Raw genomic sequence first — 23,771 nt, forward strand, 5'->3', positions numbered from 1 at the left:
GGGACGCCGGCCACCGGAGGGGTCGCTGCGCGCACGGCGCCGCGAAAACGCGCCCGCACTTCCGGCGTGCCGGGCATGCGGCGGACGGCCATAACCCCATAAAGTCTATAGGTAATAAGGATAATCCCAAGGAGAGGTAAGCAGCCATGTCCGGCTCCACGTCCTGGCCTAGCCTCGGTTCCATGTCGATCGACGAGAACGCCCTGCTCCCCGATCCCGGCCGCGCCGTCGTGGCGGTCGAGCCGCCGGTCCCGGCGCACGGCCACTGGGCCGGGGCGCCGAGCGCCGTCGCCGCGGACGGGCTGATCTACCTCGCCTACCGCCTGCGCCGCCCGGTCGGCGAGGGCCGCGGCTACGCGGTCGTCGTCGCCCGCTCGTCCGACGGCGAGCGTTTCGAGCCGCTGACCACGATCACCCGCGAGGAGATGGACGCCGAGTCGCTGGAGCGGCCCGCGCTGGTCCGCACCCCGCAGGGACGCTGGCGGCTGTACCTGAGCTGCGCCACGCCCGGCACCAAGCACTGGCGGGTGGAGGTCGTCGAGGCCGCCGATCCCGCCGCGTTCGACCCGCGCACCCGCACGACGGTGCTGCCCGGCGACCCCAAGACCGGGGTCAAGGACACCGTGATCGTGCGGCGCGGCGACGTGTGGCACCTGTGGGCCTCCTGCCACCCGCTGGCCGACCCCGACGAGGCCGACCGGATGGTGACCGACTACGCCACCAGCGCCGACGGCCTGGACTGGACCTGGCACGGCACCGCCCTGACCGGCCGCCCCGGCCTGTGGGACGCCCGCGGCGTCCGGATCAGCGCCGTGCGCTTCGACGGCGACCGGGTCGTGGCCTTCTACGACGGCCGCGGCAGCGCGGAGGAGAACTACGAGGAGCGCACCGGCGTGGCCGTGGGGGCCGACCCCGACGCGCTGGCCGCCCTGGGCGACCGGCCCGCCGCGATGTCGCCGCACCACGGCGGCGGCCTGCGCTACCTCACCTTCGTCGACCTGCCGGACGGCGGCCTGCGCCTCTACTACGAGTACACGCGCGCCGACGGCGCCCACGACCTGCGCACGGAACTCCGCCCGCCCCACTGACCGGCCCGCTCGCCGGCCGGGCCCGTCCCGGTGCGGCGCCGCGGTCAGGGGGCGCGGTCAGGGGGTCCGTGGTGGGGGCCCGTGGTCAGGGGGCGCGGCCGTTTCTGGCCTGGCGCTGGCCGGGTGGCCGGCTGCCGACCAGCCCGCCCGAACGTTCCCGCGGCCGCAGCCAGTCGCTGAAGTCCTCGCCGGTGACCTGCTGGAGCAGCTCGACGTCCGCCGCGAAGTAGGGGATCAGCCGCTGCCGCTGCGCCCACTCCAGCGGCCGGCGCGCCCGGCCGCGCCGCTGGAGCAGCCGCTCCAGCGGCCCGGACAGGGCCGCGGGAAGGGCGCGGCGCAGGGTGGACAGCAACGCGTGCCGCGCGCCGGGGTCCGGGTGCGCGGTCACGTTCTCCCTCGGGACGCCGGTGAGCAGCCCCTGCCGCACGCCGAGGAAGCCGCAGATGCGGTCCAGGGTCTCGGCCGGACGGTCCACGATGTCCCGGTAACGGAAGATGAGCACCTGGTCGCGGGGGAACAGGGTGAACAGGTGGGCGAGCTGCCCGCCGTACCGGCCGAGGGCGGTGTAGTGCCAGAAGTGCGCCCAGCCGGCCGCGATGCGCTCCGGCTCGGCCTCGCAGGCGCGGACGAGGTCGCCGATCGGCTCCAGGCCGGCCGACCACAGGTGGGTCCAGTTGGAGTGGGCGCGCTCGACCGGGTCCCGCAGGCTCACGATGAGCCGGACGTGCGGGATCGTCTCCCGGATGCGGCGTTGGGCGTCCAGGTCGTACAGGTAGAAGGGGGTGGACTCGCCGGCGCGGGTGCCGGGGGGAGCGGCGGCGAACAGCGCCTCGTAGTCCGCGCGCCGCCAGACGTGTTCCCGGTAGGTCTCGGCGTCGCCCGGTCCGCCCCGTCCGGGCGGTGGCCCGTCGGTGAGGAAGAACTTCGGCTCCTTGATGGGCGACAGGAACAGGTCGGGGTGCGGGTGCAGCGCGGTGTGCAGCGCCGTCGTCCCCGCTTTGGGCACTCCCGCGATCAGGAAATCGGGCAAGGGCACCGTCAGCCTCCCAGTGACGAGAACCGGTATTGCCTGATTTTCCTACCAAAAGTATAGGAAGCCAAGAGGCTCCCGCACGTCACCGCCGGGCGGGCGAGACGGACGCGGCGGCCCCGTCCCCGGCCGTCCGGCCGCCGCGACGGCCGGGCAGCGCCATGGTGACGGCCGCCGCGGCCAGCGCAGCCCCGCAGCCGACCAGCATCCCGGTACGGAAGCCGGCCTCCGACGGCAGCGTGTGCGCGCCCAGCCGGATCGTCAGCTGCGACAGGATCACGCCGACGACCGCCGCCGAGACCGTCGTCCCGATCGAGCGCATCAGGGTGTTGAAGCTGTTGGCCGCGGCCGTCTCCGACCGAGGCACCGCGCCCATGATGAGGGCGGGCATCGCCCCGTAGGCCAGGCCGACGCCGAGGCTGCACACGCAGGTGACGACCAGCATGCCCCAGGCCGACCCCAGCAGGCCCATGGAGGAGCCGTAGCCGAGCGCCATGACCAGGCTCCCGGCGATCAGGGTGACCTTCGGGCCGCGGGCGGCCGACAGCCGGGCGCCGAGCGGCGAGACCACCATCATCATCAGGCCGGAGGGGGCCATCCACAGGCCGGCGGCCAGCATCGACTGGCCCAGCCCGTAGCCGGTGGCCGCGGGGAGCTGGAGGATCTGCATGACGATCAGCGCCTGGGCGTACATCGAGAAGCCGACCATGATGGAGGCGAGGTTGGTCAGCAGCACCTGCCGCCGGGCGGTCACCCGCAGGTCCACCAGCGGCTCCGCGGCGCGCAGCTCCCACAGGGCCCATGCCGGCAGGACCAGCGCGGCAGCGCCGAGCAGCCCGAGCGTGATGCCGCTCGCCCATCCCCAGTCGGCGCCCTTGGAGACCCCCAGCAGCAGGCACACCAGCCCCGCGCCGAGGCCGAGCGCGCCCGGCACGTCCAGCCGCCCGGCCGCGCCCTCGCGGGGCAGCGGGGGAGTGGGCGGCACCAGTACCCGGATCAGCACCGCGATCAGCACGCTCAGCACGGCCGAGCCCCAGAACAGCACCCGCCAGCTCGCGTACTCGGCGACCGCGGCCGAGATCGGCAGGCCGAGGGCGCCGCCGATGCCCATGGACGAGCTCATCAGCGCGATCGAGGGGCCGAGCCGGTCGGGCGGCAGCAGGTCGCGCAGGGCGCTGATGCCGAGCGGGATCAGGCCCATGCCCATGCCCTGTAACCCGCGTCCGACGATCATGGGGGCGAGCGACCCGGCCAGCGAGCAGATCACCGACCCGGCGATCAGCGGCGCGGTGCAGACGAGCATCATGCGGCGCTTGCCGTACAGGTCGCCGAGGCGTCCGGTGACCGGCGTGGCGACCGCGCCGGCCAGCAGGGTGGCGGTGATCACCCAGGAGGCGTCGGAGGCGGTGCTGCGCAGCAGCCGCGGCAACTCGCCGATCAGCGGCACGACCAGGGTCTGCATGAGCGAGGCGACGATGCCGGCCACCGCCATCACGCTGACGATGCCGCCGGGGCGGGCGGTGGATGTGGAGCCCCCCACGTTGTTCTCCCGTCGTCGAAGGATGTGCACGCTACACATCATGTGTTAAGTACACAATTCATGTAAGGTGCACATATCTCGCGAAAGGGGGGATTGGGATGGAAAAGCCCACACATCTCATCGAGTTCGAGACGATGTTGCTCGGCCGGCACCGGCACTACGACCGCAGTGCCCACCTCCTGCTGCGGCGGCTGCACGGCTCGGGCCCGATGTCCATCGGGCAGCTCAGCGACGCCTTCGGCCTGGACGTCTCCACCCTCAACCGGCACACCTCGGCCCTCCTGCGCGCCGGCCTGGTCGAACGCATCCCCGACCCCGAGGGCGGCATCGCCCGCAAGTTCCGCCTCACCGCGGAGGGCGAGCGCAGCCTCACCGAGGAGCGCGAGCGGAACGTGCGTGGCCTGGAGAAGGTGATGGCCGACTGGTCGCCGGAGGACGTCGCCGCCTTCGCCGCCTACCTCAGGCGCTTCAACACCGACATCGAACGCCTGGCCGGCCGTCCCTGGCCGCGTGCCTGAGCCGGGCCGCCCGGTTCTGGACACGCGCGAGGGCCCCCGCCGGGACGGGCGGGGGCCCTCAACGCGTGGGCACCGGTGTGCGTGTCGCCTCTCGGCGAGGGGCACAACGCGGCTCCAGCCGAACGGTAGTCCGCGAAGGCGATAGGTGAGGCCCGGGGACACTGGGCACACCGGCCACGAGGGATGTAACGGCGGCCGCCGCCGGGATGTTCCCGGCAGATCAGGCGAAGTGCATGACGATGGCCAGGCCGACGAGGTGCGTGACCACCACCACGACCAGCAGCGTGACGAACACGAACTTGGCCGGGCCGTGCTCGAAGTGCTTGCCCTCCTTCAGCGGAGGCAGCTTGGCCTGACGCTCGGCGATGCGCTCCTCCAGCGGCTTGCGGTGAAACATGAGGTGTCCCTCTTTCGGCGGCCCGGCCACGGGTACGATTTGTGTGGCATCGATTTGCAGGCTATTAGTTTGTACACAAAGTAAGTTACCAGACGGCATCGGAGGCGTACACGCATGGAGCCTGTGACAGAGGCGACAGACCTGCTGGCGCTCGACCGGCAGGTTTGCTTCGCCCTCAGCATCGCCTCGCGCAGCGTGATCGGCCTCTACCGGCCGCTGCTGCAGCCCTTCGGGCTGACCCACCCCCAGTACCTGGTGATGCTGGCCCTCTGGCAGCACGAGCCGCTGTCGGTCAAGGAACTGGGCGAGCTCCTGCAGCTCGACCCCGGCACGTTGTCCCCGCTGCTCAAGCGGCTGGAGGCGCTGGGCTACGTCCACCGCGAGCGTAACAGCAAGGACGAGCGCGCCCTGGCCGTCACACTGACGCCCGCCGGCCGGCAGCTCAGGGCCGAGGCGGAGAAGATCCCGCCGGCCATCGTCGCCCGGCTCGGCATGGACCTCGACGAGCTCCAGGACCTGCACGCCGCGCTGATGCGCCTGATCGCCTCGGCCCGCCGCGACGCCTGACCCCGCCCGCCGCCCGCCTCGATAAGCAACCGCAGTTGACTACGTTCAGAATAGTCAACTACGGTTGCTCGCGTTCGCGGATCCGTTTCGTGTCGCTGGAGGCAGCATGTCCATGATTCACGCCGATCGTCCGAGGTTGCGGCAGGTGCTCGACCGGCTGGTGGCCGGCGACCGGGGGCCCGGCGTCGTGGCCGAGGTCCGGGACGGCGACGACCCGCCGTGGTTCGGCGCCGCGGGCGTGGCCGACCTGGAGACCGGCCGCCCCCGCGGGCCCGGGGAGCACTTCCGCATCGGCAGCTTCACCAAGGCGTTCGTCGGGACCGTCGTGCTGGGCCTGGCGGCCGACGGCGACCTGGCCATGGACGCCCCGGTGACCACCTGGCTGCCGGGTGTCGTCGAGGAGTACTTCCCCGGCGCCGACGCCGCCCGCATCACCCCGCGGCTGCTGCTCAACCACACCAGCGGCCTGCCGGACGCGATCCCCGGCCAGGAGACCCCGCCCGCCGGGGAGCCGGGCGAGCGGTTCGTCTACTCCAAGGTCAACTACAACCTGGCCGGGATGATCGTCGAGGCGGCGTCCGGCTCGACGCTCGCCGAGCAGATCGACCGGCGCGTCGCGGCCCCGCTGGGGCTGACCGGGACGTACCTGCCCGCGGCCGGCGAAGGGCTGCGCGACCCGCACGCCCGCCACTACTCCGGCCAGGACGAGAGCGGCCAGGAGACCGTCCGCCACGACGTGACCGACGCCGACCTGTCATGGGCCTGGGCCGCCGGCGGCATGGTCTCGACCACGGCCGACCTCCACCGCTTCCTGGCCGCCCTGCTGGGCGGGCGGCTGCTCCCGCCCGCCCAGCAGGAGGAGATGTTCACCACCGTGCCCACGGAAGGCGCCGGCTGGGTGCCCGGCGCCCGGTACGGGCTCGGCGTCTACTCCCAGCGGTTCCCGTCCGGCGTCACGCTCTGGGGCGGGGGCGGCTACATCCGGGGGTCGATGACGTACGCGATGGGCGACCGGCAGGGCGGCCACACCCTGGTCGCCAACGTGAACGGCGACTGGGGCGACTTCCTGGGGACCTGCGCCGACCTGTTCCAGGCCGAGTTCGGCTGACGGCGCGGGCCCCCGCCCCACCGGCTCAGACGAGCCCGGGGACGGCCACGTCGGCCGTCCTGACCTCGCCCGTCCGGCCGGCGAACATCTCCGCCATCCGCTCGACGCCCGGGAACACCGCGACGGTCATGAACAACGTCCGGCCGTCCGGGCCGCCGAGCGCGGCGGCGAAACAGGCCCGGTCGAGCTCGATCCGGTCGGTCACCTCGCCGCCCTCGCGCACCCGTACGCAGGCGGACCCCTGTTCGTCGTCCACCTGGGTCCAGATCGCGCCCTCGGCGTCCATGCAGATGCCGTCGCCGCCGATGGGCGCCCACACCCGGCGGCCGGACAGCCCGCCGTCCGCGTCGATGTCGAACGCCGTCAGCCGTCGCGTCCAGGACTCGGCGACGATCAGCGTGGAGCCGTCCGGGGTCACCACCATCCCGTTGGGGAAGTACAGGTCCTCGGCGACCACCCGGGCCTCGCCGCCGGGGCCGACCAGGGCGATCACGCCGGGCGCGAAGTCGGCCCGGCCGAAGTCGAAGCCGACGCAGTTCACGTAGATCCGGCCGCGGCCGTCCACGACGACCTCGTTCGGCCCGGCCGGCAGCTCGCCCAGGTCGGCGTGGACGGACGTCGTGCCGTCCGGCTCCACGCGCAGCAGCTCGTGCTCGCCGGTCACCAGCAGGCGGCCGTCGGGCAGCCGGCCGAGGCAGAACCCGGCGGGTTTCGGGCCGCGGCCGACCACCTCGCTCTCGCCGTCCGGGGTGACGGCGACGATCTCCTGCACCCCCCAGTGGGAGAACCACAGCCTGCCCTCGTGCCAGCGCGGCGACTCGCCCACGCACAGCCCGGTCACCAATGTCTTCGTCTCGGTCATGTCGTCATGCCTCCTTCTGCCCTCTACACGAAGGGCGGGGGCCCGGATCGACATCGCCGGGAGGAAAAAGATCCGCGCCGGATCTACAGGGCGGCGCGGGCGCGCTCGGCCAGCGCGGCGCGGTCGATCCCCGCCAGGGCCAGCGCCCGCGGGACCGTGCCCACCTCGGCCTGCAGGACGCCGAGCAGCACGTGGACCGGCCGCAGGTCCTTCTTGCGATGGGTGGCGGCCAGCCGCTCGATCGCCAGCCTGACCGACGCCCCGAGCTGCGGACGCCGCTCGGGGTCGGGCGTCGAACGCAGGTCGAAGGCGGCCGCCGACACCCCGGCCGCGGCGAGGCTGTGCTCGAACTCCCGCCGCAACGCCGCCCGCACCCCCGCCTGGTCGAGCCCGGCCTCGGCCAGGATCGCCCGCGCCGCGGTGTCCTGCGGCGCCGCCATGGCCAGCAGCACGTGGTGGGCCTCGATCGTGGGGGAGCTCTCCGCGCGCGCCTCGGCCTCCCCCCGGATCAGCACGTCGTGCAGGTAGCGGTCGAACGCGCCGCTCATGCCCGCCTCCTCAGCTCGACCCCGGCCGCGATGAGCCGCTTGGCGTGCTTCTTGTGGACCGCCTGGCGGGTGACGCCGAGCGCCTCGGCCACCTGCGGCCAGCTCCAGCCCGCCCGCATCGCCTGCTCCACGGCGGCGTCCTCCAGCTGGTCGGCCAGGCGGCGCAGCGCGACCACGGCGGCGAGCGCGTCCGCGGGCTCCTTGACTGACATTCCAGCCACCCTAGGCGTCCGCCCCGGGACAGGCAATTCAGGTTGCTTGAACGGGGGCCGATGCGTCATACCAGGAGCCACCGGGTAGGGCCAGGGATGTCATGAGCACGATCGAGAACGCCGGGGCCGCCGCCTACCGCATCCCCACCGACCAGCCGGAAGGCGACGGCACGCTGGCCTGGCGGTCCACCACCATGGTCGTCGTCACCCTGACCGCCGCGGGCGTCACCGGCACCGGCTGGACCTACGCCCCGGCCGCCGCCGCCTCGGTGGTCACCGAGCTGCTGGCCGGCGTCCTGACCGGCGCGGACGCCGCCGACATCCCCGCCCTGCACGCCGCGATGGTCCGGCAGGTGCGCAACGCGGGCCGTCCCGGCGTCGCCGGCTACGCCGTCTCGGTCGCCGACGTGGCGCTGTGGGACCTCAAGGCGCGTCTGCTCGGCCTGCCGCTGACCCGCCTGTTCGGCGCCGCCCGGCCCGAGGTCCCGCTGTACGGCTCGGGCGGCTTCACCACCTACGACGACGAGGCCACCACCGCCCAGCTCGCCCACTGGGTCCACGAGCGGGGCATCGGCCGCGTCAAGATCAAGATCGGCGAGTCGTCCGGCACCCAGCCCGACCGCGACCTGCACCGCGTGGCCCTGGCCCGCCGCGTCATCGGCGACCGGGCCGAGCTGTACGTCGACGCCAACGGCGGCTACACCGCCAAACAGGCCGTCCGCCTGGCCGCGCGCATGCGCGAGCACGACGTGACCTGGTTCGAGGAGCCCGTCTCCTCCGACGACCTGCCGGGCCTGCGGCTCGTCCGCGAGCGGGCCGCCCCCGACGTCACCGCCGGCGAGTACGGCTGCGACCCCGCCTACTTCACCCGCATGTGCCAGGCCCAGGCCGTCGACTGCCTCCAGGCCGACGCCACCCGCTGCGGCGGCTACACCGGCTGGTTCGCCGCCGCCGCGATCGCCGCGGGCCACAACCTGCAGGTGTCCGCCCACTGCGCGCCCAACCTGCACCTCCCGGCCGCCGCGAGCACCGCCAACCTGCGCCACGTCGAATGGTTCCACGACCACCAGCGCATCGAGGCCGAGCTGTTCGACGGCGCCGCCGACCCCTCCGGCGGCCTGGCCCGCCCCCGGCCCGACGCCCCCGGCCACGGGCTGGAGCTGCGCGCCGCCGCCGCCGAACCCCACCGCGTGGCCTGACGGAAGGAGCGGGCGCCGATGCGGATCGAGGACTACGCCCTGATCGGCGACATGCACACCGCCGCGCTCGTCGGCCGCGACGGCTCGATCGACTGGTTGTGCCTGCCCCGCTTCGACTCGCCCGCCTGCTTCGCCGCGCTGCTCGACGGCCCGTCCGCCGGACGCTGGCTGCTGGCCCCCGCCGGCGGCGGCCGGGCCACCTCCCGCGGCTACCGCGAGGGCACCCTCATCCTGGAGACCACCTGGGACGGCCCCGGCGGCAGCGTCCGGGTGGTGGACTTCATGCCGCCCCGCGGCGAGGCCCCCGACGTGGTGCGGATCGTCGAGGGCGTGCGCGGCCGGGTCGAGATGACCATGGAACTGGTGCTGCGCTTCGACTACGGCCACGACGTCCCCTGGCTGCGCTACGAGCCCGGCGTGCTGGCCGCGGTCGCCGGCGGCGACGCCACCTGGCTGCGCACCCCCGTCGAGCTGTGCCCGGACGCCGACCGGCACCGCACCACCGCCTCCTTCACGGTGGGGGAGGGGCAGCGGGTGCCGTTCGCGCTGACCTGGCAGCAGTCGTGGCTGCCGCGCCCGGAACCGGTCGACCCGCCCGAGGCCCTGGCCGACACCGAACGGCTGTGGCGCGAGTGGGCCCGCCGGTGCGGCTACCAGGGGGACTACGACGAGGCCGTCCGCACGAGCCTGCTCACCCTCAAGGCCCTCACCTACGCCCCCACCGGCGGGCTCGTCGCCGCCGCCACCACCTCGCTGCCCGAGCGGCTGGGCGGCCCGCGCAACTGGGACTACCGCTACTGCTGGCTGCGCGACGCCAGCTTCACCCTCCAGGCCATGATGACCGCCGGCTACGACGCCGAGGCGCGCGCCTGGCGCGAATGGCTGCTGCGGGCCGTCGCCGGGCACCCCGCCGACCTGCAGATCATGTACACCGTCGAGGGCGGCCGGCGCATCGCCGAATGGACCGCCGACTGGCTGTCGGGCTACGAGGGATCCCAGCCGGTACGCGTCGGCAACGCCGCCTCCGGCCAGTTCCAGCTCGACGTCTACGGCGAGACCCTCGACTGCCTGCACCTGGCCCGCCGGTCCGGCCTGGCCATCGACGACGAGGCCTGGGACGTCCAGAACGCCCTGATGAACTACCTCGAAGGCATCTGGGACCGGCCCGACAACGGGCTGTGGGAGACCCGGGGGCCGCGCCGCCAGTTCGTGCACTCCAAGGTGCTGGCCTGGGTCGCGGCCGACCGCATGATCCAGGCCGTCGAGGCGTTCGGCCGCGACGGCCCGGTCGGCCGCTGGCGCGCCCTGCGCGAACGCATCCACCAGGACGTCTGCGCCCACGGCTACGACGCCGAACGCAACACCTTCACCCAGTACTACGGCTCGACCGGCCTGGACGCGGCCCTGCTGCTCATCCCGCGCCTCGGCTTCCTGCCGCCCGACGACCCGCGCGTCGTCGGCACCGTGGACGCGATCGCCCGCGACCTCGTCCACGACGGTCTCGTCCTGCGCTACCGGGCCGAGGACGAGGACATCGACGGCCTGCCCGGCGGCGAGGGCACCTTCCTGGCCTGCTCCTTCTGGCTGGCCGACGCCCTGGCCGCGACCGGCCGCCGGCGCCGGGCCACCGAGCTGTTCGAACGGCTGCTCGGCCTGCGCAACGACGTCGGCCTGCTGTCGGAGGAGTACGACACCGTGCACCACCGGCAGGTCGGCAACTTCCCGCAGGCCTACAGCCACGTCTCGGTGATCAACAGCGCCACCGTGCTGTCGGGCAGGTTCAGGCCTGGGCGCCCTCGGCATCAAGCCGGGTGAACGTGGCCCCGTGCAGCACGGCGCGGGCGCCGAGCACGTGCCCGTCGCACATCCTGGTCACCGTCCCGGCCTGGTCGGTCACCTTCCACCGGACCAGCTCCTGGCAGGGCCGGCCGGCCCGGTCCTGCGGCCAGGTGCGGTGGCAGACCCGGCACTCGGTGACGTCGGCCCGGTAGGACAGGGTGTTGCCGTGCTCGGGGCAGACGCCCCACGGCATGCCGCAGACCTGCTCGCGCTGCGCCCGCAGCCTGGCCAGGTCGCCGGCCGCCCGTTGCAGGTCCTCGCCGCCCCGGTCCAGCCAGTCGGCGGCGTGCCGCGCGGCCCGGAGCTGGTCGCCCTCGGGGGATCCGGCGGGCTCGGTGTCGCACAGCGAGCGCACCTCGGCGGCGAGGTCCTGAGCGCGGCGCGCGAGGTCGCGCAGCTGGGCGGGGGTGACAGTCATGAGGGCTCTCATCTCGTCAGGGCCGGGCGGCAACGGTGGGCGACGGTCACGCGACGGGACGGCCGGCCGTCCGCCCCCGCCCTCCAGTCTCCTCAGCGCGGCGCGCTCGTGGCGCGCTCGCGGCCCACGAGTTCGCGCGCCTGACGGCCGGGGGCGTCAGGACGCGGGGACGCCGCTGTAGGCGGGCCCGAAGAACACCAGCGTCACCAGGTCCTCGGTGACGTCGTGGAAGCGGTGCTCCTCGCGGGCCGGGACGAACAGGGTGGTGCCGGGGCCCACCTCGACGGTGACGCCGCCCGAGGTGAAGGAGGCGCGCCCGCTGGTGACGACGTAGATCTCGTCCTCGGCGTGCGGCGACTGGCCGTCGACGGCGCCGGCCGGGATGGAGTACGTGCCGAAGCTGAGCGCGGGCACGCTCAGGTGCTCGGCGAAGTTGGCGGAACCGTCCGGGGCGGGCTCGAACCGGCCGCTGTCGATGATCTCCATGGCCCGTGATCCTCTCATGCCGGCGCGGGCGGGCCCTCCGGCGGGGAAGATCTTGCGGCTTGCCCTAAATGTGAGTAAATGTCACGTCATGTGGCGTGGCTGGAGTGGCCGGTTGTCCGCGGCCGTCAAGCGTGAGCTGTCGTACGTGCGCGGGCAGGCCGCCGGGCTGGCCAAGCCGGGGTCGTACCAGCGGTTGCAGGCGTTGCAGATCGCCAAGGCGACGCTGGCGGCGGTGCTGGCCTGGCTGACGGCCAGCCGGCTGCTGGCGCTCGGCGCCACCTGGATCGCCCCCGCCACCGCGGTGATCATGGTGCACGCCACCGTGTACCGCACACTCACCAACGGCCTGCGCCGGGTCGCCGCGGTCGGCGCCGGGGTCATCCTGGCCGGCAGCATCGGGCACCTGCTCGGCCTGGGCGTGCTCAGCCTGGTCCTGGTCGTGCCGCCCGCGCTGGTCGCCGCCCGCTGGCACCGCATGGGCAACCACGGCTCCGACGTCGCCACCACCGCCGTGCTGCTGCTCTCCTTCGCCGCCGCCTCCCAGGAGCGCTACCTGCTGGCGTACGTGCTGGCCACGGCCATCGGCGCGCTGAGCGGGGCGCTGGTCAACAGCGTGCTGTGGCCGCCGCTGTACCGCGACCGGCCCGACGCGGCCGTGCGCCGCCTGGCCCGCGAGACGGCCGCGCTGCTGACCTCCGTCGCCGAGGGCTTACGGGACGAGTGGAACCTCTCGGCGCTGCCCGACTGGGAACGCCAGGCCGTCCGGCTGGACGAGCACCTGGCCGACGCGGCCGCCGCCGTGGCCGACGGCGCCGAGAGCCGCCGCTACAACCTGCGCCACAGCCTCCACCCGGTCACGGCCGCCCAGGACCACGAGCAGGTGCTGCGCCGGCTGACCACGCTGGCCGCGCACGTGCACACGATCGTGCACGCCCTGGCCCACCTGGAACACCACGACGGGCCCTCGACCGACGTCAGCCCCGACTACGCCCGCGACTACGCCGACCTCCTGGACGTGCTGGGCGACGCCCTGACCGCCACCGTACGCCGCGACCCGGACCTCGGAAGGGCCCGCACCCTGCTCGGCCGGGCGGAGGCGCAGGCGAGCCGCATCCACGACCAGATGACGACGGAGATCCAGAAGGGCGAGGTCGCCCACCCGGCCGGCTGGGCGCTGAGCGGCAGCCTGCTCACCGACGCCGAACGCATCCTGGCGGTCCTGACCGACATCCTGGCGGCCACGCCCGGCGGCCAGGACGACGACAACCGCCCCTCGCCCGCCACCCACCCCTGACCCGTCCGACCGGCCCCCGTTTGCCCGGAGAGCCGTCGCGCGGCACACTCGGGAACCATGCCCATCAGGTCGTTCCCCGAGCCGGACGTGCCCGCGGACCTGCTGGCCCAGGTGCGCGACCTGCAACGGGAGGCCTGGCCCGGCCACGACTTCCCCGCGCCCGACGGCGGCGGCCCCGCGCACGACCCCGCCCTCGCCCCCCGCACCATGCTCCTCCTCGACGAGCGCGACGAGCGCGACGAGGGCGACGAGGGCACGGTCCTGGCCGCCCTGGACATCCTGTCCAAGACCCTCACCCATGCCGGACACCGGTTCCGCGCCGCGGGCCTGAGCACCGTGGTGACCAGGAAGGCCGCCCGCGGCCGGGGGCACGGCCGCCGCCTGGTGGGCGCCGCGCGCGCGGCCATCGCCGACGCGGGCTTCGACGTCGCCCTGTTCACCTGCGACCGGCCGCTCCAGGGCTTCTACGAGAGCGCCGGCTGGTCGGCGATCCCCGGCGCGGTGCTGGTCGGCGGCACCCCGCAGGCGCCCTTCCCCAGCGACCTGCCCGGGTTCGACAAGGTCACGATGGGCGACTTCCCCTCACCCCACGGCCGGGCGCACCGGCTGTCGTTCCACCACGCGCGCGTCGAGCTCCACCCGGGGGAGATCGACCGGCTCTGGTGAGCCGGCCTCAGGCGTCCTGACCTCGCCGGACCAGCGGCAGGAAGACCTCGTCCACGATCTCCACGAGGACGTCGTCTGGCGCGCTGGGCGCCCCCCGCACCACGAACTCGTTGCGCAGCAGCACGATGGCCACCGTGGCGACCCTCGGGCGCAGCGACTCGGGGGCGGCCTCGCCGCGGGCCACCGCCCGTTCCAGGACGGCCAGCCAGGGTGCGGCCACCGCGTCGTCCGACTGCTCCTGGAGCTCGGCCAGCAGCTCGGCGGTGCCGCCCGCGGCGGCGATCAGGTCGCGCAGGATCGCGCCGAGCGGCGAGCTCCAGTAGCGGTTGGCCCGGCGCAGCAGCTCCAGGGCGTCGCCGCGCAGCTCGCCGGTGTCGGGCGGCGAGACCGTCGTGGCCAGCCGTTTGTAGGCGGCGACGCCGAGGGCCAGGCGGCCCGGCCAGCGGCGGTAGATGGCGTTCTTGTTGGTGCCGGCGCGGGCGGCGACCTTGTCCATGGTCAGCCCGGCGAAGCCCGACTCGGTGAGCTCGTCGGCCGCCGCGCTCAGGATCGCCTCCTCCAGCGCCACCCCGCGCCGCCGTGTCCGCCCGCCTGCCTCGGCCATCGCCACCCTCCTCGGTCTGAGGGTACCGACCGTACCTCATATGGGATAGGGTACGGTCAGTACCGTAAAGCTGGAAGGAACACCCATGCGCGCCAAGGGCATCAGTTACGACACCGGTTTCGTCGTCAACGGGACGATCGGTCACCCGGGGTTCGACCCCGAGGTGGTGGCGCGCGAGATGCGCGTCATCCGGGACGACCTGCACTGCACGGCCGTCCGCGTCATGGGCGGCGACCCCGACCGCCTCGAGGTCGCCGCCAGTCATGCCGCCGACCTCGGGCTGGAGGTCTGGTTCTCTCCCTACCCGCTGGAGCTGACCGAGGAGGAGATGCTGGCGCTGTTCGCCGACTGCGCCGAGCGCGCCGAACGGCTCAGGCGGCGCGGCGCCGAGGTGGTCTTCGTCACCGGCGCCGAGTTGTGCCTGATGAGCAAGGGCTTCCTGCCCGGGGACGACATCGACGAGCGGGTCGCCCTGCTGAGCCGTCCGGACCGGGTGCGCGAGCTGGTCGGCGGCGTGCGCACGCGGGTCAACGACTTCCTCGGGCGGGCGGTGGCCGTCGTACGCGAGCGGTTCGGCGGCCGGGTGACCTACGCCTCCGTGCCGCTCGAAGGCGTCGACTGGACGCCGTTCGACCTCGTCTCCGTGGACCTCTACCGGTCGGCCGAGATCGTGGACGTGTTCGAGCAGGGCGTGCGCAGCCTCGTCGCGGAGGGCAGGCCGGTCGCGATCACCGAGTTCGGCTCGGCGACCTACCGCGGCGCGGGCGACCGGGGCGCGCTCGGCCTGGAGATCGTCGAGTACGCCCCGGGCACCCGCGAGCCCGTCCGGCTGACCGGCGAGCACGTCCGCGACGAGGAGGGCCAGGCCGCGTACGTGCGGGAGCTGCTGGAGGTCTTCGACGCCGCCGGCGTGGACAGCACCTTCGTCTTCACCTTCGCGCTGCGCGACCACCCGCACCGTCCCGACGGCCACCCCCGCGACGACCTGGACCTGGCCAGCTACGGCGTCGTCAAGGTCTACGAGGACCGCTCCGGCGCCGCCTACCCCGGCCTGCCCTGGGCCCCCAAGGCCGCCTTCGCCGCCGTCGCCGGCCACTACGCGAAGCACTGACATGACGCTCCCCACCACCACGCTCGGCCGCACCGGCCTGCGCGTGAGCCGCCTCGGCTACGGCGCCATGGAGCTGCGCGGCCCCCGCGCCTGGGGCCCGCCGGTGTCCGACGACGCGGCCCGCGCCGTGCTGAACGAGGCCCTCGACGCCGGGGTTAACCTCATCGACACCGCGCCCGACTACGGCGACGCCGAGGAGCACATCGGCCGCTGGATCGCGCACCGCCGCGACGAGTTCGTCCTGGCGGGCAAGTGCGGCTGCCCCCTCGCCGACGGCGACCCCGCGCACGACTACACGAGGGCGAACGTGCGCGCGGGCGTCGAGCGGAGCCTGCGCCGGATGCGCACCGGCCATCTCGACGTCCTGATGGTGCACCTCAGCCCGAGCGTCTCGGTGATGGCGGCCGAGGACACCATCGCCGGGATGCGGGAACTCCAGGACGAGGGCCTGGTCCGCTTCACCGGCATGTCGGGGGAGCTGCCGCACCTTCCCGAGCACATCGCGACGGGCGCGTTCGACGTGTTCCTGCTGCCCTACTCGGCGCTCGACCGCTCCCACGAAGGGCTGCTCGGGGCCGCCGCGGCGAGCGGGGCGGGCACGGTCGCCCGCGGGGCGGTGGCCCGCTCGCTCGCGCCGCCGCCCGAGGCCGTGCCGGAGCCGGTGCGCCGGCCGCTGGCGCAGCGCCACGCCCGGCTCGCCGCCGCCCGCCTGGAGGAGCTGGCGGACGGCGCGCCGGTGACCGAACTGCTGCTCCGGTTCATCCTCGGACATCCGGAGCTGCACTCGGTGATCGTCGGCTCGGCCCGGCCGGAACACCTGCGGGCCAACGTCGCCGCCGCCGGCAAGGGCCCCCTGCCGCCCGACGTGGACGCGGCCGTCCGCGCCCGCCTGGGCCCGGCGTAGGGGAGGCGGGTCACTGGTCGTCGAGGAAGGTGAGCACGGCCATGACCCGGCGGTGGCCGCCGTCCGAGACGGCCAGGCCGAGCTTGGCGAAGATGCTGCCGATGTGCTTGTGCACCGCGTTGTCGGTGATCGTCAGCCGTTCGCCGATCTCGGTGTTGCTCAGGCCCTGGGCCATCCAGGACAACACCTCCCGCTCCCGGCCGGTGAGGCTGTCCAGGCCGTGGCCCCGCCCGACCATGAGCTGGGCGATGACCTCGGGGTCCATGACCGTGCCGCCCGCGGCCACCCGGCGGACGTCCTCGACGAACTGGCTCACCCGGCTGACCCGGTCCTTCAGCAGGTAGCCGACGCCGCCGGAGCCGTGCGCCAGCAGTTCGCGGGCGTAGATGCGCTCGACGTACTGGGACAGGACCAGGATGGGCAGGGCGGGGTCGGCGCGCCGGAGGGCGACGGCGGCCCTGATGCCCTCGTCGCGGAACGACGGCGGCAGCCGCACGTCGGCGATCACCAGGTCGGGCCGGTGCTCGGTGACGGCGTCCAGCAGGGCGCCGGCGTCCGGCACGACCGCGGCCACCTCGATGTCCTTGCTGTTCAGGAGCAGTTCCAGCCCCGTGGACAGCAGGACGTTGTCCTCGGCGATCACGACGCGCACGGCAGCTCCACGACGAGACGGGTGGGCCCTCCGGGAGGGCTGTCGATGGACAAGGTACCGTCGAGCGCGGCGGCCCTCCTGCGGATGCCGGTGACGCCGGTGCCGCGGCTCTCGTCCACGCCGCCCTTGCCGTCGTCGCAGACCTCGATGCGCAGCACGCGTCCGGACGCCAGCCGTACGGTGACGTGGCCGGCGCCGCTGTGCTTGGTGGCGTTCGTGACCGCCTCGGCCACGATGAAGTAGGCCGCCGTCTCGACCGCGGCGGGCACGGCGCCGAGGCCGCTCACGTCCGTCTCGACGGGCAGGCCGGCCTTGGCCGTCACGGCGGCCACCGCGCCGGCCAGCCCTCTGTCGGCCAGGACGGGCGGGTACATCGTGCGGATCACCTGCCGCAACTCGGTCATCGCCTCCTCGGCGCCCTCGTGCGCGTCCTTCAGCAGCCGGCCGACGGGCCCGCCGTCGTCGTCGAGCGCCTCGCGGGCCATGGCCAGCCGCATCGCGATGGCGACCAGCCGGGCCTGGGTGCCGTCGTGCAGGTCGCGCTCGATGCGGCGCAGCTCGGCGGCGTGCGCGTCGAGGACGTTCGACCTGCTCTCGGTCAGCTCGCCGACCCGCTCGGCCAGCCGGTCGGCCTCCGAGGGGGCGAGCGCGGCCAGGCAGGCGCGGGCGTGCAGCCGGGCCAGCCGCGGCAGCGCCCACCAGGCCAGCGGCGCGGCCAGGACGACCTGTGCGACGCCCATGCCGATCGCCTGCTCCCATCCGGTGACCGGGAGGGCCACCAGCAGCCGCAGCGGGTCGTCCGCGGGGAACAACCACCACAGCGGGGCCTCCAGCACGGGGTTCACCAGCAGCCCGGCCACCCCGAGCGCGGCCAGCGCGGCGGGCAGGCCCACGACGACGTGCAGCGCCGTCCAGCGCAGGTCACGCCTGGCCCGCGTGCCCATGAGGAGCTGCCGCCACTGGTCGCGCACCCCGGTCACGGCGGGCGGCGCCGGACGCGCCGGCACGGCGACCCCCAGCACCGCGCCGGCCTGCGCGCGCTGCCACTCGGTCCACCGGTGGAGCACCGCCGTCATGCGCGGCACCAGGACGAGCCCCACCCCGCCCACCGGGACGAGCAGGACGCCCGCGACGAGCACCGCCAGCCAGACCATCGCCGCCAGGGCCGACGCGAACACCATCAAGTGATACCGAACGAACCGCCACAGAGCTTTCACGTCACGTCATGATCTTCCGGGCGGGTAGCTCCATGGCGAGGGACACAATCGTCATCACTGCCAGGATAGAGGCCGGGACCAGCCACAACGGCCCGGCAGGCAGCGGGCGGGCCAGGAAGCCCACACTCAGCAGCACCAGCGGCACCGCCGACAGCACCAGCCCCGACAGCGACGCCCCGGCGCCCACGAGCAGCGCCTCCCAGCGCACCACCCGCCTGAGCTGACGCCGGGTCAGGCCGATCGCGCGCAGCCCGGCGAACTCCTCCCGGCGCGCGGTCGTCGTCGCCACCAGCCGGTTGGCGACCGACACCAGCACGTAGCCCAGCAGCACGGCGAGCACGGCCACGTTCACCAGCGTCTGGGCCGAGGCCATGGCGGCCTGCGGTCCCGCGGCGCGGCTGTCGAAGTGCAGCCCGGGGCGGCGCGCGAGGTCGCCGAAGTCGGCAGGACGGGCCAGCACCGCGCTGTCCAGGCCGGTCGTCGTGTGCGCGGCGGCCAGGTCGCGGGAGACCACGATCGGGCCGAACCCGAGGCCGCGCCGGTAGGTGGCGGCCACCCGCGCCCGCACCCGCGCGCCGTCGCCCATGATCAGGTCCATGGTCCGGCCCACCTGGCCCAGGCCCTCTTCCACGGCGACGGCCGCGCCCTTGAGGCCGGACAGGCCGCCGTCGGCGAGGTCCAGGTCGACCAGGCCCTCGGCGTCCGGGCCGAGCGCCATGGCGGGCGTGGGCATCAGGGCGGGGCTGTCGCCGGTCAGCAGCGGCTCGGTGACCACGGTCGTCATCGCCATGCCCGCCGCCTTCGTCCGCGACCGCACGTCGGCCAGCAGGTCGCGCGGGACGCCGCCGAGCTCCGGAGCGGTGATCGTGACGAGACCGCGCAGGCCCGAAGCGACCTCGTCGGCGCGCGCCCGCTCCATCGTGGTCTGGGAGAGCACCACGCTGAGGCCGAGCGTGAGGACCATGCCGAGGGCGGCCACGGCCCCGGCGGTGCGCAGCGCGTACCCGTGGGAGTTGTGCACCGCCAGCCACAGCGGGCCGGGCAGCCGCGTCATGAGCCGCGACCCGGCCACCGCCCTGGCCACACCCTGCACCAGCCGCGGACCGGCCAGCGCCAGGCCGATCACCGCGACGATCGACGCGATGCCCGGACCGATCATGCCCGCCTCGCCCCGCATGAACAGCGGCGTCACGGACAGCGCCAGCGCGCCGAGCATGAGCAGCAGCCCCGCCCGGGTCCGCGCCGGCGACGGCGTGCGCGGCTCGGGCAGCCCGGAGACCACCGGCATGCGCGAGACCCGCAGCGACCCCGCCCACGCGGCCACCCGCGTGACGCCGAGCAGCAGCAGCGTCGCGGCCACGGCCGGCAGCGGCCCGTACACCAGCGGCTGGTCCGCGCGCACCAGCCCGATCCCGGCCAGCAGCTCGCCGAAGCGGGCGGCCAGGAAGTAGCCGAGCGCGGCCCCGAACGGCACGGCCGGCAGCGCCGCCGCCGCGGCCTGGACGGCCACCAGCCTGCGCACCTGACGCGGCGTCGCGCCGGCCGCGCGCAGCAGGGCGAGGTCGCGGCGCTGCCGGTTGACCGACAGCGCCAGGCCGCCGCCCACCACGAACCCGACCACCAGCAGGCTGATCCCGCCGATCGAGGAGGGCAGGACCAGCAGCAGCCCGCGGCCGGCCGCCGCGCCCGGCGACTCCGCGTCGGCCCGGTCCCGGCCCGTGGCGTACGCGTAGCCGTCGCCCAGGCGGGCCTTCAGCCGGGCGGCCAGCGTCTCGGGGGAGACGCCGGGCGCCGCGCGGACCGCGACGAGGTCCACCGTCCGCGCCCGGCCCGCCGTCCTGGCGGCCAGGGCGGTGGCGACGGCGTCGGTGAAGTACACGCCGGGGGCGTCCACCACGGCGCTCACCCGGTAGGTGCCCGGCGTGCCGGCCGCCGTCAGCCGCAGCCGGTCGCCGACCCGCGCGCCGCTCACCGCGATCTCGTCGGCGGCGCGCGGCGCCCGTCCGGCGGTGATGCGGCCGCTCAGCGCGAGGGACGACCAGCCGTGCCCGGCGGTGGCCGGGTCGGCGGTCCGCCCGGCCGTCCCGGACCCGACGGCGGCGGGAAAGGCGAGGTCGCCGGCCACGGCCGCCACGCCGGGCACCCCGGACGCGGAGGCGACCAGCGAGCCGGGGATCCTGGCGCGTTCTGGCAGCGCGATGTCCGGCTCCTCCTTCAGCGGGATCGTCTGCCGGGCCGAGACCAGCACGTCCGCGCCCGACAGCCGCAGGGGCGGCTGCGCCCGGAAGGCCGAGTCCACCAGCACCCCGGTCCCGGTCACCAGCGCCATCCCGCCCAGCACCGCCGCGAACACCACGACCAGCCCGCCCGCCTTGGCGAGCGCAAGCGCGAGCCTGATCATGCGACCCGCTCCGCGCTCAGCCGCGCCAGCCGTACGGCCAGGTCCTCGGCGGTCGGGGCGGGCAGGACGTCGAGGACCCGCCCGTCGGCCATGAGCACGGTGTCGTGCGCGCGGGCCGCGGCGGCCGGGTCGTGGGTGACCATGACGACGGTCTGGCCCAGGTCGTCGACCAGCTCGCGCAGCAGGTCCAGCACGTGGGCGGCGCTGCGCAGGTCGAGGGCGCCGGTGGGTTCGTCGGCGAACACCACGTCCGGGCGCGCGGCCAGGGCCCGGACGATCGCCGCCCGCTGTTGCTGGCCGCCCGACAACTCCGTGGGCAGGTGCCGCATCCGGTCGCGCAGGCCCATCCGGTCGACCAGCTCGCCGAGCCAGGCCCGGTCCGGGCGCACCCCGGCCATCCGCAACGGCAGCGTGACGTTGTCCTCGACGGTCACGGTGGGCAGCAGGTTGTAGGACTGGAACACGTAGCCCAGGTGCTTCCTGCGCCACTCCGTGCGCCGGGTCTCCGACATGCGGGTGACCTCGACGCCGCAGATGGTGATCTCGCCGGACGTCGGCGGCTCCAGGGCCGCGGCGGCCTGCAGGAGGGTGCTCTTCCCCGAGCCAGACGGCCCCATCACGGCCACGAACCGGCCGCGCGGGAAGGCCAGCGAGACGTCGTCGAGGGCGACCACGTCACCGTAGGTCTTGCTCACCCGCTCCAGCGTGACGACCGCCTCCATGACGGGCCGCACGACCGCGCTCACGACCGGCCGCCGGCGAAGCGCAGGATCAGCAGCCCGGCGATGCCCGCCACGCCCACCACGCCCGACGCCAGCCCGAGGGCGGTCAGATCGCCCCGCATGACGAGGTTGGCCGCCACGTTCACCGACGCGCCGCACACCGCCATGATCCACAGCAGGGCGCGCGACACCGGTCGCCGCCGCGGGGTCCGCGGGCTGTGCGCCGGCCGCTCATATGTGTCAATTCTGTACGGATCGCTCATGAGGACAACGCTATGGACGCAGGTCTCCGCGCTGAATCCCGCCAGCAACCGAAGTAACGGTACAGACTGCTGTAGTACGTACGACCACGGATCGGGAGGAAGACTTGGTGCAGCGGATCGGGGTCATCGGGGTGGGCGAGATCGGCCGGGCCATCGTGACGGGCCTGTGCGAGGGGCCCGGCGAGCGTCCCCAGGTGTTCCTCTCGCCGCGGGGCGCTCGCGCGGCGGCGGAGCTGTCGCAGCGCTACGCCGACGTGCACGTGTGCGCCTCCAACCAGGAGGTGGTGGACCGCGCCGAGCTGGTCGTCATCGCCGTGCGCCCGCCGGACCGGCACGACGCGCTGGCCGGCCTGCGCGTGGCCGACGACACGATCGTGGTCAACGTGATGGCCGGCGTCGCCGTCGAGGAGCTGCGCAAGCTTTTGGACACCGGCGCCACCCTGGTGCGCGCCATCCCCCTGCCCGCCGTCCGCGACCGCGACTCCGTCACGGTGACCTGGCCGTCCCACCCGGTCACCGACGCCCTGTTCGAACGGCTGGGCGGCGTGCTCGCGGCCGAGGACGAGGCCGCCTTCAACGTCTTCTCCGCGCTGACCGCCACGCTCACCACCCACCTGTCCTACCTGGCCACGCTCAGCACGTGGGCCGCCGGGCACGGCGTGCCGCCCGAGGTGGCGGAGGGCTACGTCCGCGGCCTGTTCCAGGGGCTCGGGCGGGCCCTGGGCGACGAGAGCCGTTCGCTGGCGCGGCTCGCGGCCGACCACGAGACCCCGAACGGCAGCAACGAACGCGTCCGCACCACCTGGTTCACCCCGGCCAGCTCGCAGGCCCTCGCCGGGACGCTCGACGACCTGCTCGACCGCCTCGCCTGACCACGCGCTCCCGGCCGGGCGGTCACCGGCAGTCCTTCCTCCCGGGCACGCAGAACCGCACCTCCGGATAGCGCGCCGACGGCCCGTCCAGCAACGGTTGCGGCCTGCCGCGCAGGTGCAGGTCGAGGAAGGCCCGGACGTACGCGCGGACGATCTGCGTGGGCCGCGCCGCGTCAAGGGAGCCCGGCGCGCCCAGGCCGAGCGCCCGGGCCAGCAGCGGCACGTCGGTGAAGGACTGGTGGTCCGCGCCGGGCAGGGTGAGCCACCGCTTCCAGCCGGACAGCAGCTTCCAGTCGCGGTCCCAGGAGGTGTCGCGCCCGCCCGGCGGGTGGCCCGCCGACCCCAGGAACAGGAACGGCCGCGACAGCCCGCCCCTGGGGATCCGGGCGTACGTGGTGCCGTCCATGTCGAGGCCGGCGCGGATCCGGCGGTCCTTCAGCATGGCCTCCACCGCCGCGGCCCCGCCGATCGAGTGCCCCGCCATCGCGATCCTCCTCCGGTCGATCAGCCGCGAGCCCGGCCACGCCGGGTCCGGGCCGGTCAGCCGGTCGAGCACGAAGGAGACGTCGGCCGCCCGCACCGCGGTCACCCTCGGCCCGAACCCGGGGTCGGTGTCGCTGTCGCAGGCCACGCACGTCGCGATCCGCCCGTCCGGGAAGGTCGTGGCGTAGTTCTCGTAGGCGTGGTCGACGCCGGCCACGACGTACCCGTGCGAGGCCAGGTCCTCGGCGAGGGCGGTCAGCGTGCCGCGCGGCAGGGTGAAGCCGGGGGAGAGCACCACCAGGGGCAGGCCGCCCGCCCGTCCGGCGGGCTCGGCGCCGGTGCGGGCGTTGGTCCGCACCTTGCTCAGCACGTCGGAGGGCGCGCCGGTCACCCGCTTGCCCTTCAGCGTCAGCTCGGACTCCTTGGCCGACATGTAGGGCGCGGGGGCACCCGTCCGCGTCCGCGCCGGGTACCACAGGGTGACCATCAGCTCCCTGGCCTTCGCCTCGGGCGCCCACGGGTCGGCGCGGGAGGCGTCCTTCAGGTACAGGACGGTGGCGCCGACCGGCCGGCCGCCGGTCGGCGGGGGCAGCGCCGGGGGAGCGGCGGGCGTGGCGGTCGTGGCCGACGGGCGGGCGGCGGCGGCCCTCGGCGGCGCGGGCGCGGCGCACGCCGACAGCAGGCACGACACGGTCAGGAGGGTCGACACGGCGCGGATGATCGGCTTCGGTACGACGGCATGGCTCATGAGATGGTCCGTCCTCGTCGGC

26 protein-coding genes are annotated in these 23,771 nt (G+C 74.5%); 11 read left to right on the forward strand and 15 right to left on the reverse strand.

Features of this window, described 5'->3' with window-relative positions; all coding sequences use genetic code 11:
- Positions 1–182 precede the first annotated feature (182 nt).
- On the forward strand, positions 183–1,088 hold the full coding sequence (locus ACIBQ6_RS29350) for a hypothetical protein (protein WP_358297473.1): 906 nt from the start codon (positions 183–185) through the stop codon (positions 1,086–1,088).
- Between the two features lie 85 nt (positions 1,089–1,173).
- On the opposite strand, the gene ACIBQ6_RS29355 is transcribed toward ACIBQ6_RS29350, so the two are convergent.
- Both ACIBQ6_RS29355 and ACIBQ6_RS29360 read right to left on the reverse strand, forming a co-directional pair.
- A complete protein-coding gene (locus ACIBQ6_RS29355; protein ID WP_358297470.1) occupies positions 1,174–2,124 on the reverse strand; it encodes a sulfotransferase in 951 nt (316 codons plus the stop codon).
- Between the two features lie 79 nt (positions 2,125–2,203).
- On the reverse strand, positions 2,204–3,658 hold the full coding sequence (locus tag ACIBQ6_RS29360; protein ID WP_397215834.1) for an MFS transporter: 1,455 nt from the start codon (positions 3,656–3,658) through the stop codon (positions 2,204–2,206).
- Between the two features lie 98 nt (positions 3,659–3,756).
- Between ACIBQ6_RS29360 and ACIBQ6_RS29365 the strand changes: the two genes are divergently transcribed.
- Positions 3,757–4,176, forward strand: a complete 420-nt coding sequence (locus tag ACIBQ6_RS29365) for a MarR family transcriptional regulator (RefSeq protein ID WP_358297465.1) — start codon at positions 3,757–3,759, stop codon at positions 4,174–4,176.
- 220 nt (positions 4,177–4,396) lie between these two features.
- Here ACIBQ6_RS29365 and ACIBQ6_RS29370 read toward each other — a convergent pair whose 3' ends face one another.
- A complete protein-coding gene (locus tag ACIBQ6_RS29370; protein WP_189650423.1) occupies positions 4,397–4,573 on the reverse strand; it encodes a hypothetical protein in 177 nt (58 codons plus the stop codon).
- A gap of 114 nt (positions 4,574–4,687) precedes the next feature.
- Between ACIBQ6_RS29370 and ACIBQ6_RS29375 the strand changes: the two genes are divergently transcribed.
- Entirely contained in the window at positions 4,688–5,140 is a 453-nt protein-coding gene (locus ACIBQ6_RS29375; protein ID WP_387682213.1) for a MarR family winged helix-turn-helix transcriptional regulator, read from the forward strand.
- Between the two features lie 106 nt (positions 5,141–5,246).
- Positions 5,247–6,248, forward strand: coding sequence for a serine hydrolase domain-containing protein (locus tag ACIBQ6_RS29380; RefSeq protein WP_397215835.1), 1,002 nt, complete (start codon positions 5,247–5,249; stop codon positions 6,246–6,248).
- A 25-nt stretch (positions 6,249–6,273) separates the two neighbouring features.
- Here ACIBQ6_RS29380 and ACIBQ6_RS29385 read toward each other — a convergent pair whose 3' ends face one another.
- The 3 genes from ACIBQ6_RS29385 to ACIBQ6_RS29395 form a co-directional block, all read right to left on the reverse strand.
- Positions 6,274–7,110 carry an SMP-30/gluconolactonase/LRE family protein gene (locus ACIBQ6_RS29385; protein WP_397215836.1) on the reverse strand — a complete coding sequence of 279 codons (837 nt, stop codon included), beginning with the start codon at positions 7,108–7,110 and terminating at the stop codon, positions 6,274–6,276.
- A gap of 83 nt (positions 7,111–7,193) precedes the next feature.
- Positions 7,194–7,658 (reverse strand): Clp protease N-terminal domain-containing protein, encoded by a 465-nt coding sequence (locus tag ACIBQ6_RS29390; protein WP_387682204.1) that lies wholly within the window; start codon positions 7,656–7,658, stop codon positions 7,194–7,196.
- Positions 7,655–7,870: a hypothetical protein gene (locus ACIBQ6_RS29395; protein WP_352324434.1), complete on the reverse strand. Its 216-nt coding sequence runs from the start codon at positions 7,868–7,870 to the stop codon at positions 7,655–7,657. Before ACIBQ6_RS29395 ends, ACIBQ6_RS29390 begins: the two co-directional genes overlap by 4 nt.
- 101 nt (positions 7,871–7,971) lie before the next feature.
- Here ACIBQ6_RS29395 and ACIBQ6_RS29400 point away from each other — a divergent pair, with 101 nt between their 5' ends.
- Positions 7,972–9,069, forward strand: coding sequence for an enolase C-terminal domain-like protein (locus ACIBQ6_RS29400; protein ID WP_397215837.1), 1,098 nt, complete (start codon positions 7,972–7,974; stop codon positions 9,067–9,069).
- Between the two features lie 18 nt (positions 9,070–9,087).
- Positions 9,088–10,884 (forward strand): glycoside hydrolase family 15 protein, encoded by a 1,797-nt coding sequence (locus tag ACIBQ6_RS29405; protein ID WP_358297449.1) that lies wholly within the window; start codon positions 9,088–9,090, stop codon positions 10,882–10,884.
- On the opposite strand, the gene ACIBQ6_RS29410 is transcribed toward ACIBQ6_RS29405, so the two are convergent.
- Positions 10,850–11,326 carry a hypothetical protein gene (locus ACIBQ6_RS29410; protein ID WP_358297447.1) on the reverse strand — a complete coding sequence of 159 codons (477 nt, stop codon included), beginning with the start codon at positions 11,324–11,326 and terminating at the stop codon, positions 10,850–10,852. The genes ACIBQ6_RS29405 and ACIBQ6_RS29410 overlap by 35 nt on opposite strands.
- 156 nt (positions 11,327–11,482) lie before the next feature.
- Complete coding sequence (locus tag ACIBQ6_RS29415; RefSeq protein ID WP_358297444.1) at positions 11,483–11,812, reverse strand: cupin domain-containing protein; 330 nt, start codon at positions 11,810–11,812, stop codon at positions 11,483–11,485.
- 112 nt (positions 11,813–11,924) lie between these two features.
- Here ACIBQ6_RS29415 and ACIBQ6_RS29420 point away from each other — a divergent pair, with 112 nt between their 5' ends.
- A complete protein-coding gene (locus tag ACIBQ6_RS29420) occupies positions 11,925–13,106 on the forward strand; it encodes an aromatic acid exporter family protein (protein ID WP_397215838.1) in 1,182 nt (393 codons plus the stop codon).
- A 57-nt stretch (positions 13,107–13,163) separates the two neighbouring features.
- Positions 13,164–13,772 carry a GNAT family N-acetyltransferase gene (locus ACIBQ6_RS29425; protein WP_397215839.1) on the forward strand — a complete coding sequence of 203 codons (609 nt, stop codon included), beginning with the start codon at positions 13,164–13,166 and terminating at the stop codon, positions 13,770–13,772.
- Between the two features lie 7 nt (positions 13,773–13,779).
- Here ACIBQ6_RS29425 and ACIBQ6_RS29430 read toward each other — a convergent pair whose 3' ends face one another.
- Positions 13,780–14,376: a TetR/AcrR family transcriptional regulator gene (locus ACIBQ6_RS29430; protein ID WP_397215840.1), complete on the reverse strand. Its 597-nt coding sequence runs from the start codon at positions 14,374–14,376 to the stop codon at positions 13,780–13,782.
- A gap of 85 nt (positions 14,377–14,461) precedes the next feature.
- Here ACIBQ6_RS29430 and ACIBQ6_RS29435 point away from each other — a divergent pair, with 85 nt between their 5' ends.
- A complete protein-coding gene (locus ACIBQ6_RS29435) occupies positions 14,462–15,487 on the forward strand; it encodes a hypothetical protein (RefSeq protein ID WP_397215841.1) in 1,026 nt (341 codons plus the stop codon).
- Between the two features lies 1 nt (position 15,488).
- Positions 15,489–16,391 carry an aldo/keto reductase gene (locus tag ACIBQ6_RS29440; RefSeq protein WP_397215842.1) on the forward strand — a complete coding sequence of 301 codons (903 nt, stop codon included), beginning with the start codon at positions 15,489–15,491 and terminating at the stop codon, positions 16,389–16,391.
- 10 nt (positions 16,392–16,401) lie between these two features.
- Here ACIBQ6_RS29440 and ACIBQ6_RS29445 read toward each other — a convergent pair whose 3' ends face one another.
- The 5 genes from ACIBQ6_RS29445 to ACIBQ6_RS29465 are packed head-to-tail and all read right to left on the reverse strand — an operon-like array spanning position 16,402 to position 21,646.
- Positions 16,402–17,043, reverse strand: coding sequence for a response regulator transcription factor (locus ACIBQ6_RS29445; protein WP_358297428.1), 642 nt, complete (start codon positions 17,041–17,043; stop codon positions 16,402–16,404).
- Positions 17,031–18,224, reverse strand: a complete 1,194-nt coding sequence (locus ACIBQ6_RS29450) for a histidine kinase (RefSeq protein ID WP_397215843.1) — start codon at positions 18,222–18,224, stop codon at positions 17,031–17,033. The genes ACIBQ6_RS29445 and ACIBQ6_RS29450 overlap by 13 nt, the downstream gene beginning before the upstream one ends.
- Positions 18,225–18,261: 37 nt before the next feature.
- Positions 18,262–20,661 carry an FtsX-like permease family protein gene (locus ACIBQ6_RS29455; protein WP_397215844.1) on the reverse strand — a complete coding sequence of 800 codons (2,400 nt, stop codon included), beginning with the start codon at positions 20,659–20,661 and terminating at the stop codon, positions 18,262–18,264.
- Positions 20,658–21,383, reverse strand: a complete 726-nt coding sequence (locus tag ACIBQ6_RS29460; RefSeq protein WP_358297766.1) for an ABC transporter ATP-binding protein — start codon at positions 21,381–21,383, stop codon at positions 20,658–20,660. The genes ACIBQ6_RS29455 and ACIBQ6_RS29460 overlap by 4 nt, the downstream gene beginning before the upstream one ends.
- 20 nt (positions 21,384–21,403) lie before the next feature.
- Complete coding sequence (locus ACIBQ6_RS29465; RefSeq protein ID WP_397215845.1) at positions 21,404–21,646, reverse strand: hypothetical protein; 243 nt, start codon at positions 21,644–21,646, stop codon at positions 21,404–21,406.
- 107 nt (positions 21,647–21,753) lie between these two features.
- Between ACIBQ6_RS29465 and ACIBQ6_RS29470 the strand changes: the two genes are divergently transcribed.
- Positions 21,754–22,518 carry an NAD(P)-binding domain-containing protein gene (locus tag ACIBQ6_RS29470; RefSeq protein ID WP_397215846.1) on the forward strand — a complete coding sequence of 255 codons (765 nt, stop codon included), beginning with the start codon at positions 21,754–21,756 and terminating at the stop codon, positions 22,516–22,518.
- Positions 22,519–22,540: 22 nt separating this feature from the next.
- On the opposite strand, the gene ACIBQ6_RS29475 is transcribed toward ACIBQ6_RS29470, so the two are convergent.
- A complete protein-coding gene (locus ACIBQ6_RS29475; RefSeq protein WP_397215847.1) occupies positions 22,541–23,710 on the reverse strand; it encodes an alpha/beta hydrolase family protein in 1,170 nt (389 codons plus the stop codon).
- Positions 23,711–23,771: the final 61 nt, after the last annotated feature.

Source organism: Nonomuraea sp. NPDC049655 (genome assembly GCF_044465465.1).
Taxonomy (GTDB): Bacteria; Actinomycetota; Actinomycetes; order Streptosporangiales; family Streptosporangiaceae; genus Nonomuraea.

Excerpts from the sequence above, each read along its gene's own strand:
- ACIBQ6_RS29410 (WP_358297447.1), bottom strand. The coding sequence starts at position 11,326 with ATGACTGTCACCCCCGCCCAGCTGCGCGACCTCGCGCGCCGCGCTCAG.
- ACIBQ6_RS29455 (WP_397215844.1), bottom strand. The coding sequence starts at position 20,661 with ATGATCAGGCTCGCGCTTGCGCTCGCCAAGGCGGGCGGGCTGGTCGTG.
- ACIBQ6_RS29460 (WP_358297766.1), bottom strand. The coding sequence starts at position 21,383 with ATGGAGGCGGTCGTCACGCTGGAGCGGGTGAGCAAGACCTACGGTGAC.
- ACIBQ6_RS29430 (WP_397215840.1), bottom strand. The coding sequence starts at position 14,376 with ATGGCCGAGGCAGGCGGGCGGACACGGCGGCGCGGGGTGGCGCTGGAG.
- ACIBQ6_RS29400 (WP_397215837.1), top strand. The coding sequence starts at position 7,972 with ATGAGCACGATCGAGAACGCCGGGGCCGCCGCCTACCGCATCCCCACC.
- ACIBQ6_RS29375 (WP_387682213.1), top strand. The coding sequence starts at position 4,688 with ATGGAGCCTGTGACAGAGGCGACAGACCTGCTGGCGCTCGACCGGCAG.
- ACIBQ6_RS29435 (WP_397215841.1), top strand. The coding sequence starts at position 14,462 with ATGCGCGCCAAGGGCATCAGTTACGACACCGGTTTCGTCGTCAACGGG.
- ACIBQ6_RS29440 (WP_397215842.1), top strand. The coding sequence starts at position 15,489 with ATGACGCTCCCCACCACCACGCTCGGCCGCACCGGCCTGCGCGTGAGC.
- ACIBQ6_RS29450 (WP_397215843.1), bottom strand. The coding sequence starts at position 18,224 with ATGGTGTTCGCGTCGGCCCTGGCGGCGATGGTCTGGCTGGCGGTGCTC.
- ACIBQ6_RS29390 (WP_387682204.1), bottom strand. The coding sequence starts at position 7,658 with ATGAGCGGCGCGTTCGACCGCTACCTGCACGACGTGCTGATCCGGGGG.
- ACIBQ6_RS29380 (WP_397215835.1), top strand. The coding sequence starts at position 5,247 with ATGTCCATGATTCACGCCGATCGTCCGAGGTTGCGGCAGGTGCTCGAC.
- ACIBQ6_RS29370 (WP_189650423.1), bottom strand. The coding sequence starts at position 4,573 with ATGTTTCACCGCAAGCCGCTGGAGGAGCGCATCGCCGAGCGTCAGGCC.
- ACIBQ6_RS29350 (WP_358297473.1), top strand. The coding sequence starts at position 183 with ATGTCGATCGACGAGAACGCCCTGCTCCCCGATCCCGGCCGCGCCGTC.
- ACIBQ6_RS29415 (WP_358297444.1), bottom strand. The coding sequence starts at position 11,812 with ATGGAGATCATCGACAGCGGCCGGTTCGAGCCCGCCCCGGACGGTTCC.
- ACIBQ6_RS29365 (WP_358297465.1), top strand. The coding sequence starts at position 3,757 with ATGGAAAAGCCCACACATCTCATCGAGTTCGAGACGATGTTGCTCGGC.
- ACIBQ6_RS29465 (WP_397215845.1), bottom strand. The coding sequence starts at position 21,646 with ATGAGCGATCCGTACAGAATTGACACATATGAGCGGCCGGCGCACAGC.
- ACIBQ6_RS29395 (WP_352324434.1), bottom strand. The coding sequence starts at position 7,870 with ATGTCAGTCAAGGAGCCCGCGGACGCGCTCGCCGCCGTGGTCGCGCTG.
- ACIBQ6_RS29385 (WP_397215836.1), bottom strand. The coding sequence starts at position 7,110 with ATGACCGAGACGAAGACATTGGTGACCGGGCTGTGCGTGGGCGAGTCG.
- ACIBQ6_RS29425 (WP_397215839.1), top strand. The coding sequence starts at position 13,164 with ATGCCCATCAGGTCGTTCCCCGAGCCGGACGTGCCCGCGGACCTGCTG.
- ACIBQ6_RS29405 (WP_358297449.1), top strand. The coding sequence starts at position 9,088 with ATGCGGATCGAGGACTACGCCCTGATCGGCGACATGCACACCGCCGCG.